The sequence below is a fragment of the Mycobacterium sp. 360MFTsu5.1 genome, assembly GCF_000383495.1.
GTDB lineage: Bacteria > Actinomycetota > Actinomycetes > Mycobacteriales > Mycobacteriaceae > Mycobacterium > Mycobacterium mucogenicum_B.
Window position 1 is genome coordinate 25,367 of sequence record NZ_KB911472.1, and the last position, 17,126, is coordinate 42,492.

General features: G+C 67.5%; 17 protein-coding genes. 12 read left to right on the forward strand and 5 right to left on the reverse strand.

Annotated features, from left to right (window positions below; all coding sequences use genetic code 11):
- Positions 1 to 61 precede the first annotated feature (61 nt).
- Positions 62 to 1,372, reverse strand: a complete 1,311-nt coding sequence (locus H289_RS0123950; protein ID WP_141772283.1) for a hypothetical protein — start codon at positions 1,370 to 1,372, stop codon at positions 62 to 64.
- Positions 1,373 to 1,563: 191 nt separating this feature from the next.
- Between H289_RS0123950 and H289_RS0123955 the strand changes: the two genes are divergently transcribed.
- Positions 1,564 to 2,451, forward strand: a complete 888-nt coding sequence (locus H289_RS0123955; protein WP_231388117.1) for a helix-turn-helix transcriptional regulator — start codon at positions 1,564 to 1,566, stop codon at positions 2,449 to 2,451.
- A 71-nt stretch (positions 2,452 to 2,522) separates the two neighbouring features.
- On the opposite strand, the gene H289_RS0123960 is transcribed toward H289_RS0123955, so the two are convergent.
- The gene (locus tag H289_RS0123960; protein WP_029105665.1) at positions 2,523 to 3,650 is read right to left on the reverse strand and encodes an NDMA-dependent alcohol dehydrogenase; all 1,128 of its coding nucleotides are present in this window, start codon (positions 3,648 to 3,650) and stop codon (positions 2,523 to 2,525) included.
- A gap of 190 nt (positions 3,651 to 3,840) precedes the next feature.
- Positions 3,841 to 4,872, reverse strand: coding sequence for a sigma-70 family RNA polymerase sigma factor (locus tag H289_RS0123965; RefSeq protein WP_029105666.1), 1,032 nt, complete (start codon positions 4,870 to 4,872; stop codon positions 3,841 to 3,843).
- A 60-nt stretch (positions 4,873 to 4,932) separates the two neighbouring features.
- Between H289_RS0123965 and H289_RS0123970 the strand changes: the two genes are divergently transcribed.
- From H289_RS0123970 to H289_RS0123985, 4 genes are all read left to right on the forward strand, one after another.
- Positions 4,933 to 5,772: an alpha/beta hydrolase gene (locus H289_RS0123970; protein ID WP_020103381.1), complete on the forward strand. Its 840-nt coding sequence runs from the start codon at positions 4,933 to 4,935 to the stop codon at positions 5,770 to 5,772.
- A gap of 13 nt (positions 5,773 to 5,785) precedes the next feature.
- On the forward strand, positions 5,786 to 6,823 hold the full coding sequence (locus H289_RS0123975) for an alpha/beta hydrolase family protein (protein WP_020103382.1): 1,038 nt from the start codon (positions 5,786 to 5,788) through the stop codon (positions 6,821 to 6,823).
- Positions 6,824 to 6,899: 76 nt separating this feature from the next.
- The gene (locus H289_RS0123980; protein ID WP_020103383.1) at positions 6,900 to 7,649 is read left to right on the forward strand and encodes a DUF2786 domain-containing protein; all 750 of its coding nucleotides are present in this window, start codon (positions 6,900 to 6,902) and stop codon (positions 7,647 to 7,649) included.
- On the forward strand, positions 7,646 to 8,137 hold the full coding sequence (locus tag H289_RS0123985) for a TIGR04338 family metallohydrolase (RefSeq protein ID WP_020103384.1): 492 nt from the start codon (positions 7,646 to 7,648) through the stop codon (positions 8,135 to 8,137). Before H289_RS0123980 ends, H289_RS0123985 begins: the two co-directional genes overlap by 4 nt.
- 99 nt (positions 8,138 to 8,236) lie before the next feature.
- On the opposite strand, the gene H289_RS0123990 is transcribed toward H289_RS0123985, so the two are convergent.
- Positions 8,237 to 9,241, reverse strand: a complete 1,005-nt coding sequence (locus tag H289_RS0123990) for a DUF4331 family protein (RefSeq protein WP_029105667.1) — start codon at positions 9,239 to 9,241, stop codon at positions 8,237 to 8,239.
- A gap of 84 nt (positions 9,242 to 9,325) precedes the next feature.
- Here H289_RS0123990 and H289_RS0123995 point away from each other — a divergent pair, with 84 nt between their 5' ends.
- The 7 genes from H289_RS0123995 (at position 9,326) to H289_RS0124025 (ending at position 15,826) form a co-directional block, all read left to right on the forward strand.
- Complete coding sequence (locus H289_RS0123995) at positions 9,326 to 9,991, forward strand: O-methyltransferase (protein ID WP_020103386.1); 666 nt, start codon at positions 9,326 to 9,328, stop codon at positions 9,989 to 9,991.
- Complete coding sequence (locus H289_RS0124000; protein WP_020103387.1) at positions 9,991 to 10,386, forward strand: hypothetical protein; 396 nt, start codon at positions 9,991 to 9,993, stop codon at positions 10,384 to 10,386. Before H289_RS0123995 ends, H289_RS0124000 begins: the two co-directional genes overlap by 1 nt.
- A 78-nt stretch (positions 10,387 to 10,464) precedes the next feature.
- Positions 10,465 to 11,805 (forward strand): FAD-binding oxidoreductase, encoded by a 1,341-nt coding sequence (locus H289_RS0124005; RefSeq protein ID WP_020103388.1) that lies wholly within the window; start codon positions 10,465 to 10,467, stop codon positions 11,803 to 11,805.
- On the forward strand, positions 11,802 to 12,548 hold the full coding sequence (locus H289_RS0124010; RefSeq protein ID WP_020103389.1) for a DAPG hydrolase family protein: 747 nt from the start codon (positions 11,802 to 11,804) through the stop codon (positions 12,546 to 12,548). Before H289_RS0124005 ends, H289_RS0124010 begins: the two co-directional genes overlap by 4 nt.
- A 77-nt stretch (positions 12,549 to 12,625) precedes the next feature.
- On the forward strand, positions 12,626 to 13,696 hold the full coding sequence (locus tag H289_RS0124015; protein WP_051128582.1) for an alpha/beta hydrolase family protein: 1,071 nt from the start codon (positions 12,626 to 12,628) through the stop codon (positions 13,694 to 13,696).
- On the forward strand, positions 13,693 to 14,904 hold the full coding sequence (locus tag H289_RS0124020) for a saccharopine dehydrogenase family protein (protein ID WP_029105669.1): 1,212 nt from the start codon (positions 13,693 to 13,695) through the stop codon (positions 14,902 to 14,904). The genes H289_RS0124015 and H289_RS0124020 overlap by 4 nt, the downstream gene beginning before the upstream one ends.
- A gap of 91 nt (positions 14,905 to 14,995) precedes the next feature.
- Complete coding sequence (locus H289_RS0124025; protein ID WP_051128583.1) at positions 14,996 to 15,826, forward strand: PaaX family transcriptional regulator C-terminal domain-containing protein; 831 nt, start codon at positions 14,996 to 14,998, stop codon at positions 15,824 to 15,826.
- Here H289_RS0124025 and H289_RS0124030 read toward each other — a convergent pair.
- A complete protein-coding gene (locus H289_RS0124030) occupies positions 15,763 to 16,929 on the reverse strand; it encodes an ankyrin repeat domain-containing protein (protein ID WP_020103393.1) in 1,167 nt (388 codons plus the stop codon). The two genes, H289_RS0124025 and H289_RS0124030, sit on opposite strands and share 64 nt — an antisense overlap.
- Between the last annotated feature and the right edge of the window lie 197 nt (positions 16,930 to 17,126).

Genomic DNA, 17,126 nt, shown 5'->3' on the forward strand with positions numbered 1-17,126 from the left:
CGCACGTCGTGCGAAAGCCCCCGATCTCGAAAGGAATTGGGGGCGTTCGCGGGTGCGATCTCTACTTGGCTGCCCCCGAACTGGCCTTCTGGCCCGTGTTCGCGCCACTGCTGTCTGAGTCGGGCTTTGTCGGCTTGGTCGATGCATCCGTCTTGGCGGGCTTGCGGGGCTTCGTGAAAGTCTTCTTCAGATCCTCGCCGAACTTGTTGGTGGCAGATGTGATCTGCTTACCGGCAGTCGAGATCGCCTTCGCCGCAGCTTTTTCGACGTCCTTGACTGCTTGGGTCGGTGTGGGGCCGGCGACGGTCTTGGCGACTGGAACCGCAGCTTCCTGGCTGGTTGTTGTCGATGCGGCTGCGGTCGTGTCAATTGTTGTTGGCGTCGATTCGCTCTTCGTCGAATTCGCCGGCGCGGGAGCTGAACCGGGCTTCGTCGGGACCGCCGTCCCTGACGATGCGGTTGCAGGATTGGTGGACGGAGTGATCGCCGATGCGGCAGTCGAGTCTGAAATTGCCGAGTCAACATCTGATCGAGGTGCCACGGCTGCAGTTGATTTGGGCTTGAGAGCCTGTGCGACCCTTTCGCGCGTATATCTGATCAGTTGATTGATCACGCCGTCCTCGCCCAGGACCCCAGCGGTGTCGAAATAGGAATAGCCGTTCAGGACTGCGCCGGTTATCACTGCCGGTGCATTGATGAGAAAGCTCGCCGCGGTGACGAGATCGCGCGCCTTGAGCGCGTCGCCGAACCCTTGCAGGGTGTCACCAACTGCCATCTGGAATGTCTTGATGGCGGTGAAAGAGTACTGGAACGGCCCGATGGCGAGAGCGTACGGCAGTTCGGTGGCGATGGTGTACACGTCCTTTGCCACGCTCTGCCAGATGGCGAGCGTGCCCAGCAACGGCAGCCCTACTTTGAACTTGAACCCATTGACGATCCCGTTGTACAAGCTGTCGGTTGCTCCTCGAAGGTCGCCTGCGCGGGCTTGATCGGCCGCAACATGCGCGTAGTGGGCGATACCATCCGGGCTCCAGGGGCTGAGCCATCCCTGAAGCCCTGTCGCGACGGTCTGAAGAATTGTGCCCAACGTGTTGGCGTCCGTCATACGGTTTGCGATGAGTTGCTGGAGGACCGGCGCAGGGTGTGCCGCGAGGTAATGACCGATGTCCAGCAGATTGCCCACAGTCGCCTGCCCAACCGACGCCCAGGTCTCCAGCGGGTTGGTGAATGCCGTGAGTTCGACCGTTGCGGCAGAGCGCAGGGCCGGAACATGAACGGCCGCTGGGGAAGCCGTGACGGGGGTGAGGGCAATGACGCCGGCGCCGACGAGCGCGACGCCGGCGTTCATATACGGGCGTAGAGCGAGACTCAACTCGGTTTCCTTTGGTTCAGTCGAGGAGGTCAGCTGTCACTGACCGGCCCAAAAAGTACGGACTGAACGGCAGATGTGCATTCACATTCTGTAGGGCTTTTCAAATATTCAAACCAGGCGAAGTTACTAGAAGGTAGGTTTGCAAAACCAGCCACGGTTCATCTCGGAAGGCCTAGCATTCCGCCGACCGTGTGATCGAAAATGATGTGCCAGTGGGGTTTCCGATGGGGATGAAGCCGTGGGACGGCGACCGCCCGCTTACGCCGCGAATAGTGTTGGAGCGCGAGGATGTTGCGGCGCGCGGGTTGTCGTTCGCCTTCTCCACGGAGCGCATCTCGGCGCCAACGGATTGGTGCAGCTTCAGTGACACGCATCATCTGGTGTACGTATATCGCGGTGGCGCCATGCATTCCATCCAGACCGCGCTGGACTGGGGACCATCGGGCCAGGTGCCGCCGACGGCGGGAGACGTCTGGTGGAAGCCGGCGGGCGTTCAATGTGCGGCGCTGGTCCAAGGCGATGTCGCCGGCATTTGTGAGATTGCCGTCCCGCGCGGGGTGATCGACGACACGGCACTGTTGCCCCGAATCAAGTACCGGGACAGGCTCATTCACCATTTGGTCGAGGAAATTTACAGCGTTGCCGACCGTGACGACGCCATGGCGCGATTACTCACCCACTCGTTGGCTGAAACCACCCGCCTGCTGATCTGCGAGAAGTACACCGCGACGGCACCGAGGAAACCAGGGCATCGGCACCTCGACGCCCAGACTCGTTCCAGGCTCGTCGACTTCCTCAGCGACGGAATGGATTCCGAGATTCATCTGGATGCACTGGCGCAGTTGGCGGGAATGCCGGTGCACGCTTTCATCGGCGCGTTCCGCCGGGCCTTTCACACCACGCCGTACCAGTTCCTCCTGGACTTGAGGATCGACCGTGGCAAGATGCTGTTGATGTCCAGCGCGACGAGTATCGCCGAAATTGCATCATCAGTTGGCTTTTCGACGCCGAACCACTTCGCCACCGCGTTCCGGAAGCGCGTCGGCGTATCGCCCAGTGCGTATCGGAACGCCCGGTGATCGTGGCCAGGACACAAAACTGCCCCTTCTCCGCGGAAAAGGGGCAGCTTCGGCTGTTCGCGAAAGAACAGTTACCAGTCGGACTCGTCGAAGGTGACGACGCCACGAATGTTGTTGCCGTCCAACATGTCCTGGTAGCCCTGGTTGATGTCCTCGAGCTTGTAGGTCCGCGTGATCATGTCGTCGATGTTCAGCAGGCCGGACTTGTACAGCGCGGCCAGGCGCGGGGTCTCGATGTGCGAGCTGCCGCCACCGAAGATGTTGCCCTTCAACGTCTTCTGCAACATCGTGAACAGGAACAGGTTCAGCTTCACGTCGGCGTCCATCATCGAGCCCATGCCGGTCACGACGCAGGTGCCGGTCTTGGCCGTCAGGATCATGGCCTCTTCGATGTACTCGCCCTTCATCTCACCGACGGCGATGATGACCTTGTCGGCCATCAGGCCCCAGGTCAGGTCGATCATTGGCGCGATGGCTTCGGCCATCGAGGCGTAGACGTGCGTCGCGCCGAACTTCATCGCCTGCTCGCGCTTCCACGGGTTCGGGTCGATCGCGATGACGTGCTTGGCGCCCGAGATCACCGCGCCCTGCAGCGCGCTCATGCCGATGCCGCCGACGCCGACGATGGCGACCGTCTCACCGGGCTGGACCTGCGCGACGTTGGTGGCCGAGCCGAAGCCGGTCGGCACGGCGCAGCCCATGATGGCGGCCGACTCGAACGGGATGTCCTTGTCGATCTTGACGACGGAGTCCTTGTGGACCGTCATGTACGGCGCGAAGGTGCCCAGCAGGTTCATCGCCGCGACCTCTTTGCCGCCGGCGGTGTGAATGCGGTTGGTGCCGTCGGCGATCGACTTGCCACCCAGCAGGACGGCGCCGCGGTCGCACAGCGAGCGGAAGCCCTTCATGCACGGCGGGCAGGAGCCACAGGCCGGGATGAACGCGAGGATGACGTGGTCGCCCTCTTCGATGCCGGTGACGTTCTTGCCGACCTTGGTGACGACGCCCGCGCCCTCGTGCCCACCCAGACACGGCAGCGGCATCGGGGTCGCGCCGGTGGTCAGGTGGTAGTCGGAGTGGCACATGCCGGCGGCATGCATCTGGATCTGTACTTCGTCGGCGACGGGGTCACCGAGGTCGATCTCCTCGACCTGGAAGGGGGAGTTCACTTCCCACAGCAGAGCACCTTTGGTCTTCATGACGAAGATCATAGCCACAAAGTGAGAACACGTTCCAGAAAGATGCTATGGCAGGCCGTCTACCTGCATCAATATGGCGTCAGAACATGTTGTTGAGAATTATCAAAAACTAGCAGCAGTAGTGCGCAGGGTGCCGCAAACGGGCGCGTCGAGGCCGGCCGGGTTCGCGGCTGGAACGGTGGCGGAGGGCTCAGAGGTGGGCCGGCAGGTCGAACTTCTCGAACAGCGTCGGGTCCATGAACGCGACGACGTGCGAGATGCCGTCGGGCTTGATGTCCAGCACGTGCAGCTGGAACGCCTCGTGCCGGCCCGTCTCGGCATTGCGCATGTACATGCCCGCGGCGGACTGCCCGTTGGCGGTGGTGGCGACGAACCGCATGTCGCCCGGGTGCTCGGCGGGGCACTTGAAACGGGACAGTTCGACGATGTCCCGCGGGCCCGAGTACCAGGTGTCGAACGGGGGCATCTCCCACACCGAGTCGGCGGTGAACAGCTTCACGAGCGCGTCCATGTCGTAGGACTCGAAGGCGTTGACGTACTTGGCCAGCAGGTCCTTGGCTTCGTCGGACTCCGGGGCGACGAGGGCGTCGTCCTGGCTGGGGCCGACGGCATCGAGCTGGGCACGGGCCCGTTGCAACAGGCTGTTGACGGCGGCGGTGGAAGTGCCGACGGCCTCGCCGACCTCGGCGGCCTTCCACTGCAGCACGTCGCGCAGCACCAGCACCGCGCGCTGGCGGGGCGAAAGATGTTGCAGCGCAGCGATGAACGCCAGCCGCACCGACTCACGGGAGCCGACGATGGTCTGCGGATCACCCGGTGCGTCGTGCACGTCGGGCAGCGGCTCGAGCCAGGCGGTGTCGGTGCGCTCGGTGATCTCGGCCTGCGGGTCGGCCGCCGGCTGGCCCAGCCCCGACGGCAACGGCCGGCGCTGACGGCCTTCCAGTGAGGTCAGGCAGGTGTTGGTGGCGATGCGGTACAGCCAGGTCCGCACCGACGACTTGCCCTCGAAGTTGTCGTAGGCCTTCCAGGCGCGCAGGTAGGTCTCCTGCACCAGGTCCTCCGCGTCGTGCAGAGAACCGGTCATGCGGTAACAGTGGGCCAGCAGCTCACGCCGGTGCCGTTGGGCGTCGGCCAGGAACGCGTCCCTGGACTGTGCCGGTGTGGCTGCCGCGTCTTCTCTGAGGACACTCACGTGACCCAGGGTACGCAGGGGGTGTGACATCCGGCGGGCGTCACGGCGGCGACGGACGCGCTGGGGCCGGACCCCAGATATTGTCTCTCCATGGCCACGACCCGCAGCGAACGCAGCTTCGACGGCATCGGCGGCACCAAGATCGTCTACGACGTCTGGGTGCCCGATACCGACCCGACGGGCGTGGTGATCCTGTCGCACGGTTTCGGCGAGCATGCCCGTCGTTATGACCATGTCGCGCAACGGTTCGGTGAGGCCGGGCTGATCACCTTCGCGCTCGATCACCGGGGCCATGGCCGCTCGGGTGGCAAACGCGTGTTCGTCCGGGACATCTCCGAGTACACCGGGGACTTCCACCACCTGGTCGGCATTGCGACCGCCGAATACCCCGAGCTGAAGCGGGTCGTGCTCGGCCACAGCATGGGCGGCGGCATCGTGTTCGCGTACGGCGTCGAGCACCCTGACGACTATCACCTCATGGTGCTGTCCGGTCCTGCGGTCGACGCCCGGTCCCAGGTCGGCCTGCCGTTGGCGCTGGCGGCGAAGCTGCTGGGCTCCATCCTTCCCGGGCTGCCCGCGCAGAGCCTGCCGTTCGACGCGGTGTCGCGTGATCCCGAGGTGGTCGCGGCCTACAACGCCGACCCGCTCGTGTATCACGGCAAGGTGCCCGCCGGGGTGGGCAAGGTGCTGATCGGGGTCGGCGAGACCATGCCGCAGCGCGCCGCCGCCCTCACCGCGCCGCTGCTGGTGGTGCACGGCGAGGACGACAAGCTGGTCCCGGTGGCCGGCAGCCGCAAGCTGGTGGAGTGCGTCGGCTCGTCCGACGTGGCGCTGAAGGTCTACCCGAAGCTGTACCACGAGGTGTTCAACGAGCCCGAGAAGGCAGTGGTGCTCGACGACGTCGTGAGCTGGATCGAAGTGCGGCTGTGACTGGGGTGCTCGCGTGAAATGGGCTGTGCGCCTGTTGGTTTGGCTGGCGGTGCTGGCGGTGGCGGCGTGCGGTTCGGACAAGCCGGGCGGTGGCAGCGACTGGGTCGATGAGGACGTCAGCTTCGTCGCCGACGGCCTGACCATTCACGGCAGCTACCGCCATGTGCCCGGAGCCGCCGCGGCGCCGTCGGTGTTGCTGATCTCCGAGAGCGGCCAAACCGACCGCAACGGTGACAACGCCGTCGCCGGCAAGGTCGGCAACATGCGCCAGCTCGCCGAGTACCTGTCCGACAAGAAGGTCGACAGCCTGCGGTACGACAAGGTCGGCACCGGCAAGACCGGGCTCGGGCCGCACGCCCAGAACCTGCGTGACGTGGGCAGCGCGGTGTATACCGCCGGCGCCAAGGCGGCCGTGAAGTTCCTGGCTGCGCAGAAGGGCACCGACACCGCGCGCATCTCGGTCTACGGGTTGGGCGAGGGCACCGTCCACGCGCTGGCGCTCGCCACCGACACCGGCCCGGATGCCCCGAAGATCCATTCGCTCGCGCTGCTGCAGCCGCTGGCCGGCCGGTATCTCGATGTCATCACCAACCGCGTGCGGGCCTCGGTCGACGCCGACGTGAAAGCCGGCGCCAAGACCCGGCAACAGGCCGACCAGGTGCTGGCGGACTGGTCAGCGGCCGTCGCGTCGACGCGCGCCACCGGCACCCCGCCGGCCAAGCTGCCCGAAGGCCTGAGCGCGATCCTCAACCCCGCCAACGCCAAGGCGGTGCTGGAGGCGGACGCCATCGACCCGCTGGCGCTGGCCGCGAAGCTGCCGAACGGCATGCCGGTGCTGCTGACCTGCTCGGATTCGGACGTCCAGGCCTTCTGCGAGGCGGAGCAGCCGCTGATCGCCGCGCTGGCGCACACCGCGCTCACCGTGGTTCCGCTCAAGGGTGTCAGCCACGTGCTGCGCGACGATCCGACCGACAACGTCGCCAACTACGCCAACAAGGCGCCGCTGTCCCCGCAGCTGACGGGCGCGCTGGACGGATTTGTCGGAAGGTAGTCGTACACTGCCGCCATGGGGGATAGATCAAGCGCAATGTATCTGAAAGTTCTTGTCGGACAAGGTGGTTGGCGCCATGAGTGACGACAGGATGTTGGCTCGGATCGCGGCCTTGCTGCGGCAGGCCGAGAACACTGACAACCCGCACGAGGCCGAGGCGTTCATGGCGGCAGCGCAGCGGCTGGCCACCACGACGTCTATCGATCTGGCGGTGGCGCGGGCGCATTCGGCGACCCGGACCGCGGCCCAGGAGCCGGTGCAGCGCACGGTGACCATCGGGGAGGCGGGCACCCGGGGTCTGCGCACGTTCGTGCAGTTGTTCGTGCTGATCGCGCGGGCCAACGACGTGAAATGCGATATCGCGTCCAACTCGACGTTCGTCTACGCCTACGGGTTCGCCGAGGACATCGACGCCACCCACGCCCTGTACGCCAGCGTGGTGGTGCAGATGGTCAAGTCGTCGGATGCCTACATCTCCACGGGCGCGCACCGGCCGACGCCGACCATCACCGCCCGGCTCAACTTCCAGCTGGCGTTCGGCGCGCGCGTCGGGCAGCGGCTCGTCGACGCGCGCGAGGAGGCCCGGCAGGCGGCGACGGCCGAGCGCGCCGATCAGCCGGGGACCGCGCTTGCGTTGCGCAACAAGGACCTTGAGCTGGTGTCGTTCTACAAGAAGACGTCGCAGGCGCGGGGGAGCTGGCGGGCGACGAGTGCTTCGGCCGGCTACTCGTCGGCGGCGCGGCGGGCCGGCGACCGGGCCGGGCGCCGCGCGCGGCTCGGGCCGAGTCCTGAATTGTCCGGTGCGCGTACGGCTCTGGAGCGATGACCCGGGACGTTCAACGGTCCGCGGTGTACGCCGCTGAGCAGTTCGTGCGCACGTTGTTCGACCGCGCCGGGGAGCGCGGCAATCGGTCGGTCGAGTTCTTCGGGGCACAGTTGACGTTGCCGCCCGAGGCTCGCTTCGGGTCCGTCGACGCGGTGCGGCGCTATGTCGACCAGGTGTTGACGATGCCGGCGGTGGCGGCGCGGTGGCCCGACGCGGGTGCGGTGGCGGTACGGGCACGGCGGGGTGTGACGGCCGCCCACTACGAGGCGGGTGAGGGCGGCGCGGTCATCGCGGTACCTGAACGCCAATCAACCTGGGCGCTGAGGGAATTGGTGGTTCTGCACGAGCTGGCCCACCACCTGTCGGCCGCGGTGCCGCCGCACGGTCCGGCGTTCACCGCGGCGTTCTGCGAATTGGCGGAGCTGGTGATGGGCCCGGAGGTCGGGCACGTGCTGCGGGTGGTCTACGCGAAAGAGGGTGTCCGCTGACCCGTTTCCCGCGAGCGTGCGTGTTTGTACATGTACACGCCGCGTTCGGCGTGTACTCCGCGCACGCTCGCGGCCGGCGAGCGTCCCTCTGGTGATCGTCTAGTGCGGTGGCCCCAGATACGGGAAGACGTCCAAGGTGTCGGCGTGTGGGCTCAGACCTGACGGTGGGCAGTCGCCCTTGGTCAAAGACGCCAGTCGGTAGTCGATCACGTCGTCGGTGAACGTCCGCCCGTTCGGGTACTTGGCCGGTAGCGACGGGTTGAACGTCAGCATGTCGGGCAGGATGCCCTCGGCATCGACGGCGGCGACAGCCTCCTCGTCCGTGTAGCCGCCGGTGTGCCCCAGGAGGTGGACGAACATCGGCATCCACCGGTCCCGGTCGCGCTCCGGCTCGCTGGCGTTGTACTCCTCTTTGGTGTCGTCGGTGTTGAAGAAGCTGCTTACCGACGGATGCCCGGCCCGGTCGACATGCAACAGCGTGCCGTCGCGCCGGACGCTGCAGCGGCCCCAGATCCGGAAGTCGGGCGCGGTGCCCAGCAGTTGTGTGGTCGGCAGTTCCAGGACCATCGAGCACACGTTGGCCTTCGTATTGGAATCGACTCCGGTCCACGGGAACTCGCCGCTGAGGTGCAGGGCGGTGAAGTTGCGCCCGCCTCTGATGTCGAACAGGTTCTTGATGCCGTCGAAATCGAAGAAGAAGGCATCACTGCGGGCGCCGGCGAAGAATGTGTAGTCGCCGGACTGGGCGATCACGGGCTCCTTGCCGAACGATACCTCGACGCCCTCGAAGATCTTGGCGCCCATCGCCTCCGGTGATCTGGCGGCCTCGCCGGTTGCCAGGTACACGTCGACGGTCTGCCGGCCCGAATCCGGCTCGGAGAACACGTAACTGAACGCGATGTCGTTGCGCAGATCGCCGTCGTTGTCGATGGCCAACCGGTAGATGGCATCGGGGTGCAGGGCGTCGGCGTTGGGGTTGGCATTGAGGATGAGCACCGTCCGGGCCGGGTCGGCCGGCGATTGGAATGCGTACAGGTCGCAGAGGTCCAGGCGCTGGTCGCCCAGGGGTGGGCCGAGGCTGAGCCCCGTGAAGTGATTCGACATGAACGTCATCTAAGTGGTCGGCGGTTCGTGCCGAACCAGAATCGGTCAATCTCGGACCTGTGGCGCCCGCGCTAGCCTGGGGCCATGACGCAACCCGAGCCGCAGGCTGTCGACGAGATGTTCAACCGGGTGCTGCACACCGAGGACGAGGCGCTGGCCGCGGCGCGCCAGTCCGCCGTGACGGCGGGCATGCCGGCCATCGAGGTCTCGGCGCAGCACGGAAAGTTGTTGTCGCTGTTGGCGACCATCAGCGGCGCCACCCGGGTGCTGGAGATCGGCACCCTTGCGGGCTACAGCACCATCAACCTCGCCCGCGGCGTCGGCGCCGAGGGCCGCGTCACGACGCTGGAGTACTCCCCGGAACACGCCGCGGTCGCACAGACCAACTTCGAGCGGGCCGGCGTCGCGGACCGCGTCGAGGTGCTCGTCGGCGCAGCGCTCGACACGCTGCCGCAGCTGGCGGAGCGCGGCGCGCAGTTCGACTTCTTCTTCATCGACGCGGACAAGGAGAACAACAGCGCCTACGTCGACTGGGCGGTGCGACTGGCGGCGCCGGGCGCGGTGATCGTCGTCGACAACGTCACCCGCATGGGCCGCGTGCTCGAACCGGCGGCCGATGACCTGCAGGCGCACGGGGTACGCAACATGCTCGAGCTGGTGGGCAACCACCCGCGCCTGGAAGCCGCCGCCATCCAGACCGTCGGCGCCAAGGGCTGGGACGGTTTCGCCGTGGCACGGGTCGGGGCGTAGTGCTCAGGGTCGCCGCCGCGGGACTGGGGTTGGCCGTCGGCCTGGCGCCGACGGCCTCGGCGGACCCGGTGCCGCTTCCGGAGGCGCCGCTGTCGCCGGGAACGACGTTCGTCGACGATCCGGCGATCGTCGACCCCCATCCGCTGGCCGCGGAGTCATGGAGCCGGATGGACCCCGAACCTGCTGTGGCGCTGAATGTTTCGGTCGGATCGCCCGACTGCTACGGAGTGCACGCCACCGCGACGGAGACCGACCAGACCGTGGTGGTCACTCTGACGTCGGGCCGGCGGTCGGATCGCGAGCGGATGGTCTGCACCATGATGATCATGCCCGGCCAGATCATCGTGCCGCTGGCCAGTCCCGTCGGCGCTCGGGCGGTGCTGACGGCCGAGTAGGCCCGCAACTCAAATTTGACGCAGCCGCTGATTTCCGGTGTTACGTTTCGGTGGGGCGTCGAGGCGTGAGGAGTTGCGGTGACAGCTTTGGCCGAAGTCCGACATTTCCGCCGCGGTGACGCGGGCTATGAAGAGGCGCGCTGCGCGACCGTGTGGAATGCGCGTGTGCCGCAGCGTTTTCCGGACGTCATCGTGCAGGCGTCGTGTACTGCAGATGTGGTGGTGGCGGTCCGCTACGCCCGTGCGACCAGATTGGCGGTCGGCATCCGCTCCGGCGGGCACAGTTGGTCGGCCAATCACCTGCGCGACGGCGGCCTACTGCTCGACGTGAGCCGGCTCGACACGTGCCGGGTGGATCGCGACGCGATGACCGCCGTGGTCGGGCCCGGTAAGGGCGGCAGCGTGCTGACCGGCGAGCTGGAGCAGCAGGGCCTGTTCTTCCCGTCAGGTCATTGCCGGGGCGTGCGGCTCGGCGGCTACCTGCTGCAGGGTGGCTACGGGTGGAACAGCCGCGTGCTGGGGCCGGCGTGCGAAAGCGTGCTGGCGCTCGATGTGGTAACCGCCGACGGTGAGCAGATTCGGTGTGACGCCGAGCATCACCCCGACTTGTATTGGGCGGCAAGGGGATCCGGTCCGGGATTCTTCGGCGTCGTGACGGCGTTCCACCTGCGCCTCTATCCGAAGCCGCCGGTGTGCGGCAGCAGCCTGTACGTCTACCCTTTCGAAGCCGCCGACGACATCTATACGTGGGCCCGCGCGATCAGTGCCGACGTGGACCGCCGGGTGGAGCTGCAGATCGTCGCTTCCCGCGCCATGCCGAGCTCGGGGCTCGATACGCCGGGCATCGTGCTGGCTTCTCCGGTGTTCGCCGACAGCGACGATGACGCGAAAGCTGCAGTGGCACTGCTGGATACGTGCCCCGCACGTCCCCACGCCCTGATGGCCGTGCCGTTCGCGCCGACGAACCTGCCCACCTGGTACGACGCGGTGATGAGCAACTACCTGAACGATCACCGGTACGCCGCGGACAACATGTGGACGTCGGCGTCGACGGCCGAGCTGCTGCCGGGCGTGCGCAACATCCTCGAGACCATGCCGCCGCATCCGTCGCATTTCCTGTGGCTGAACTGGGGGCCGTCGCCCGCCCGTCAGGACATGGCCTACAGCCTGGAAGACGAGGTGTACCTGGCGCTCTACGCCGGCTGGCAGGACGCAGCCGATGACGAAAAATACGGCGACTGGGCCCGTTCCAACATGGCGGCGATGTCCCACCTGGCCACCGGGATACAGCTGGCCGACGAGAACCTCGGTGCCCGGCCGGCGCGGTTCGCCACCGACGCGGCCATGGCGCGACTGGATGCGGTGCGCGCACAATATGACCCGGAGGGTCGCTTCTACGCCTGGATGGGACGGACATGAGCTACCTGGGTTACCGCGGTGACGACGCGGACACACCGTTCGGCAGGTTCTTCAATCCGGAGATGGCGGCGCTCCCACGCCACGTGGTGGAGGCGCTCGAGCACGGGCCGCAGGCCGGTCCGGTGCTGCCCGATTTCGAGGAGCCGCTGGCCGCGGACGGTTATCAGCAGACCGAGAACGGCTACGGCACGCTGTCGGACGGCGGATACACCGTCGCCGTGCGCACCGACATGCCGGGCGTGACGCCGCAGATGTGGGACTGGTGGTTCGGCTGGCACGGCTGCGACGCGCGCCGCTACAAGCTGTGGCATCCGCGGGCGCACGTGTCGGCGCAGTGGCGCGACGGCCGCGACGACTTGGCCTATGTCGGCCGAACCTCACTGGTCGAGGAGTATCTCGGCTCGGCGCTCAGCTCGGTCGCGATCCAGTTCGTCGACCCGGAGTCGCAAGGGCACGCCGGGCTGGCGATCGTCGCCCGCCTCGGGTCGCCGGACATCCCGGTCGACATCGGCTGGCTGGTTCATCAGGTGCGGCCGACACCGGACGGTGCCGAGATGCGCTCCCGCTTCTGGATGGGTGGGCAGCACGTCAGCTTCCGTGCCGGTAAGTCCTTGGCGGACCATGCTTTTCGGGTGCTCGCTGCGCGTCAGCTGCCGCAGCCGCGGGATCTGCTGGTGCACTGCGCGCAGGAGATGAACCACCTCGCCGGCTTCCTGCCGGAGCTCCACGCGCAGTTCGGTTAGTCCGCGCGTGAGGTGGCCGGCGGCGGGTGTGGCTGACGCCACTCACCATGAACTATCAAACGCGTTACGATCGTTTCATGAGTGATAGTTCTACGACGGGTCGCCGCTTGCCTGCTTGGGTACGCCGCGCGCTGATCGCACTGGGCTGTGTTGTCGCGGTCGTGCTGTCGGCGGGCGGCTGGGTGCTGTACGCCAACGACTTCGCGATCCGCGAGCAGCGCGTCACCATCCCGGCGCCGGTGCAGCCCCTTGACGGTGTGCTGGCCCTGCCCAAGACGGGGAAGGGACCGTTCGGCCTGGTGGTGTTCGTCCACGGCGACGGCCCCGCCGACGCCACCCGCGACGCGTTCTACCGGCCCATCTGGGAGTCCTTCGCGAAAGCCGGCTACGCGTCGTTGTCGTGGAACAAGCCCGGTGTCGGCGGTGCACCCGGTAACTGGCTGAACCAGAGCATGGCCGACCGGGCCGCCGAGACGAGCGCCGCGATCGACTGGGCCCGCACCCGGCCGGACATCGATCCGCACCGCGTCGGCATCTGGGGTATCAGCCAGGGCGGCTGGGTGGCGCCCGAGGTAGCGGTGCGCAAACCCGACCTGCAGTTCGTGATTCTCGTTGGCCCAGCGATCAATTGGATGCGGCAGGGTGAGTACAACCTGCGGGCCGAGCTGAAGGCGCGCGCGGCGCCGCAGTCGGAACTGGCCGCTGCGCTGGCCCGGCGGGAGCGGACGAATCAGCTGCTGCGCACCGGCGCGACCTACCACGAGTACCGCACGGCCGGCATCGACGCGTCGCCGATGTCCGCAGACCGCTGGGGATTCGTCGCGCGAAACTACCGTGCGGACGTCAGTGCCACGCTGCCGCACCTCACAGTCCCGGTGCTGTTGGAGCTCGGCGAGGGCGACCGGAACGTCGACGTGGCCGAGACCGAGCGCGTATACCGAGAACTGGTGCGTCGCGATCTGCTGACGGTCCAGACCTACCCGCACGCCTCGCACAGCCTCGCCAAGGAGGATCTGGAGAACAATCCCAACAGCGTAAAGGCCTATGTGATGGGAACTTTCGCGCCGCGGCAGATCTATGCGCCCAGCTACCTCGACAATCTCCGGCGCTACGTCCAGGAACTGCCGGCCGCCAAGGAGGCCCGATGAGGATTCTCGCGTTGGGTGGCCCCGGGGCCATGGGCGCGGTCGCGGTCCGGCTCGCCGCGCGGCTGCCGGGGGTCGACGAGATCGTCGTTGCGGACCGGGACGGCGCCGCCGCGCACCGGTTGTGCGGACAACTCGCCGAGGCGCCGGTGCGGGTACGTGCGGCCCAGGTCGACGTCACGGATGAGGCGGCCCTGTGCCGGCTCCTGGACCAGGCGGACCTCGTCGTCAACACCGTCGGGCCGTACTACCGCTTCGGAGTTCCGGTGCTACGCGCCGCAATCGCAACGGGCACGCAGTACGTCGACATCTGCGACGACTGGGAACCGACGGTGCAGATGCTCGAACTCGACGAAACCGCCCGTGCCGCAGGCGTTTGCGCGGTCATCGGGATGGGCGCCAGCCCGGGTGTGAGCAACCTGCTCGCCGCAACGGCGGCCGCCGAACTCGACACGGTGCACGACGCCTACACCGCATGGCCGGTCGACGTGTCCGGGACGGGCGGTGATGGCGGCGAGGTGCTGTTGGGCCCAGACGGTCGGCCATCTGCGGCGGCCGTGCACTGGATGCTGCAGAGCAGCGGCAAAATCTGCACCGTCCGGGGTGGACAGCTGACGTTCGAGCGTCCGCTGCGCCCGGTCGGGCTGACCCTGCCGGGTGGCCGCCGCGGCACCGCGTACACGGTCGGTCACCCCGAGCCCATCACGTTGCGGCGCACGCTCGGGCTCACCGGCGAGGCCGTCAACCTCATGGTGATGCGGCCGCAGACGCTGGCGTATCTCGACGTGCTGCGCCGCGATACCGACCGGCGCCGACTGACACACGAGACGGCGGCCCTGCAGTTCGCGAAGCCGAACCTGTTGCGCTACTTGCGATCTCTCCCACTGTCGGTCCGCAGCGAGGGACCGGGTACGCTGCCGCCGTTCTTCGCCGCGGTATCCGGCACCCGCGCCGGACGCGACCGCACGGTGCTGACCCACCTCGACCTGTCCGGGACCGCGGCGGGACTGTTCGGGGACATGGCCCGGGCCACCGGCATCCCGCTGGCGTTGGGGCTGGCGCAGATCGTCGACGGCACCGCGCGGCGCCCGGGAGTGCACCCGCCCGACGCCGTCATCGACGCGCCGCGATTTTTCGCCGACCTGGCCCGCCAACTCGATCGGCCCGCCGGCCGGCCGCTCGTCATCGTCGAACAGGACGAGCGTGCCTAGACTTGGGAGCCCCGCCCGTCGTATCGCGGGCACAAGGAGCTGACCGTTGGACGCACCCATCGAAGTGCCGACCCGCACCCTGGTCGAGAGCATGTTGCGGGACGACGCGACCATCGACGCCGGTGCGCTGTACGACGTCGCGGGCGAACTCGGGATGACGGACCAGCAGGTGCGGTTGTGCATCAAGCGACTGGTCGCCGACGGGCAGTTCGTCCAGGACGGGCGCGGCCGGAAAGCGGTGCTGCGGGCGACCGACGAGCTGCGCAGCAGCATCACCCCGGACCTCGACTATCTGCGGCTCATGTACGCCCAGGACCGGGGCGACGCGCCGTGGGACGGCCGCTGGCACGTCGTGGCGTTCGCGGTTCCGGAGTCGGTGCGGTCGGCGCGTGACGCGATGCGTGACGCGATCGTGCGCCTCGGTGGCGCCGCGATTCAAGGTGGTCTGTACGTCTCCCCGAACGACTGGGACCGTGAGATCGCCGACGCGGCAGAACAATTGGCGATCACCGACCACGTCACCACGCTGACGACCACCGACTTGGCTGTCGGTGGCCGCGCCGAGCCGCGTGCCGTCGCCGCCCACCTCTGGCCGCTGGACGACATCGCCGAACGTCACCGGCGCCTGCTCGCTGTCGCCGAACGCGCACTGTCCGCCTTGCCGGACGCCACCCCGACCGCGCAGCTCACCACGGCCATCGAACTGGCCGCCGAATTCACCCGCGCGCTCGAGCCCGACCCGCTGCTGCCACCAGAGTTGTTGCCGCAGCCGTGGATCGGCGTCGCCGCCCGCGCGAAGGTCTCGGAATGCTGGGCGGAGTTACTCAAAAGCGAAGCCCCGCACCGCATCAGGCTGTTTCAGTGGTATTCGGAGGTGGTGGCCGAAGTCGCGGCGCGCAGCAGTTCCGCCGCCTCGGTCTGATAGGCGTGCTCGGCCCACTGCAACGGCGTCGACTCGAACCGTCCGTCGGTCAGGGACGGGTCCGCACCCGCCGCGAGCAGCCGCCGGATCAGCGGCAGGTCGCCCTCCCACGCGGCCTGGTGCAGTGGCGTTGCGCCCTCATCGTCACGGGCGTTGGGATCACCGGGAAAGGTCTGCGTGACGAGTTCGACGCCGGACACGTCGATGCCGTGCCGGGCGAGCAGGTCGAGTCGATCGCGGAACCCGTGCTGGGCGGCCCAGTGAATCTGGCGCTGCCACAGTTGTTCTCGGGTCTCCATCGCCTCGCCGAGCCGGCGTTCCCAAGGGCTGGGTCCGGCGTCGGCGAGACCATGGGCGAACAGCAGCTCCAGGTGCGAATCGTCCGCGCGGAACATGCGGTTGTAGAGCGTCTGCTGGTCAACCGGATGGGCCCCGCGGCGCAGGAGCAGCGTCGCGAGCTCGGTGGCATACGGGTGCCGGGGCTGCCGCCGCGGCCCTTGCTCGCCTTCTCCGAACACGCCGGTCAACAGTGTGAACGGCGTCGACATGCCGCACCACAGGTAACCGTCGTTCGGGTCGGCGCCGGCGTCGAGCAGGAGCGTCGCGACCGCCAGGACGTCATTTGCACTGCGGCCCAGGGGAACCCGCGAATAGCAGAGATACATCATGGGCACCCAGCCGAACGGCCCGCCGCCGGCACCGGCCAGCGTCGGGCGATGGGCGAGATGGTCTGCCAGCGCGACCGGGTCCGAGGCGGCGGCCGCGGCCCAGATGCTGCGGTCGACCAGCCCGGGATCAGCGGCCAGCAGCTCAGCGGCGGACTGCCACCGGGGCGGGGCGTCGGATTCGTTGTAGCGCAACGACGCCCACGAGCAGAACCGGTCGGCCGGGTCGAGGGCGTCCTCGTCGACCGCGCCCGGGTCGACGCTCAGATCAGCGGCCAGTCGCAGGTAGTGCACCAGCGCGGGCCAGCCGGTGAAGCCATAGCGACGGGCGACGGCGAACTGCGCGGCGTGCAGTGCGATGCCGTCCGCCCGCTGCAGTTGGCGGGCTTCGACGCGCAGTTTGTCCAGGGACGGATTGGTGGGCAGTGTGCTGGCCATGACGGCCTCCTCTCATGCGCCCGCGTCCGCGAATCGGGCCGAGAAGAGGTCGGTCACAAGGTAAAGCAATCAGCAGGGAGGCTGAGCCCCTTCGAGCGGACGTCGGGCGGTCCTGCGCGCCCGACATCACGCTATCACCGAGCCCACCCACCGGGTGTTTTGTGCACGATTTTCCGCGCCTACCGCGGAAAATCGTG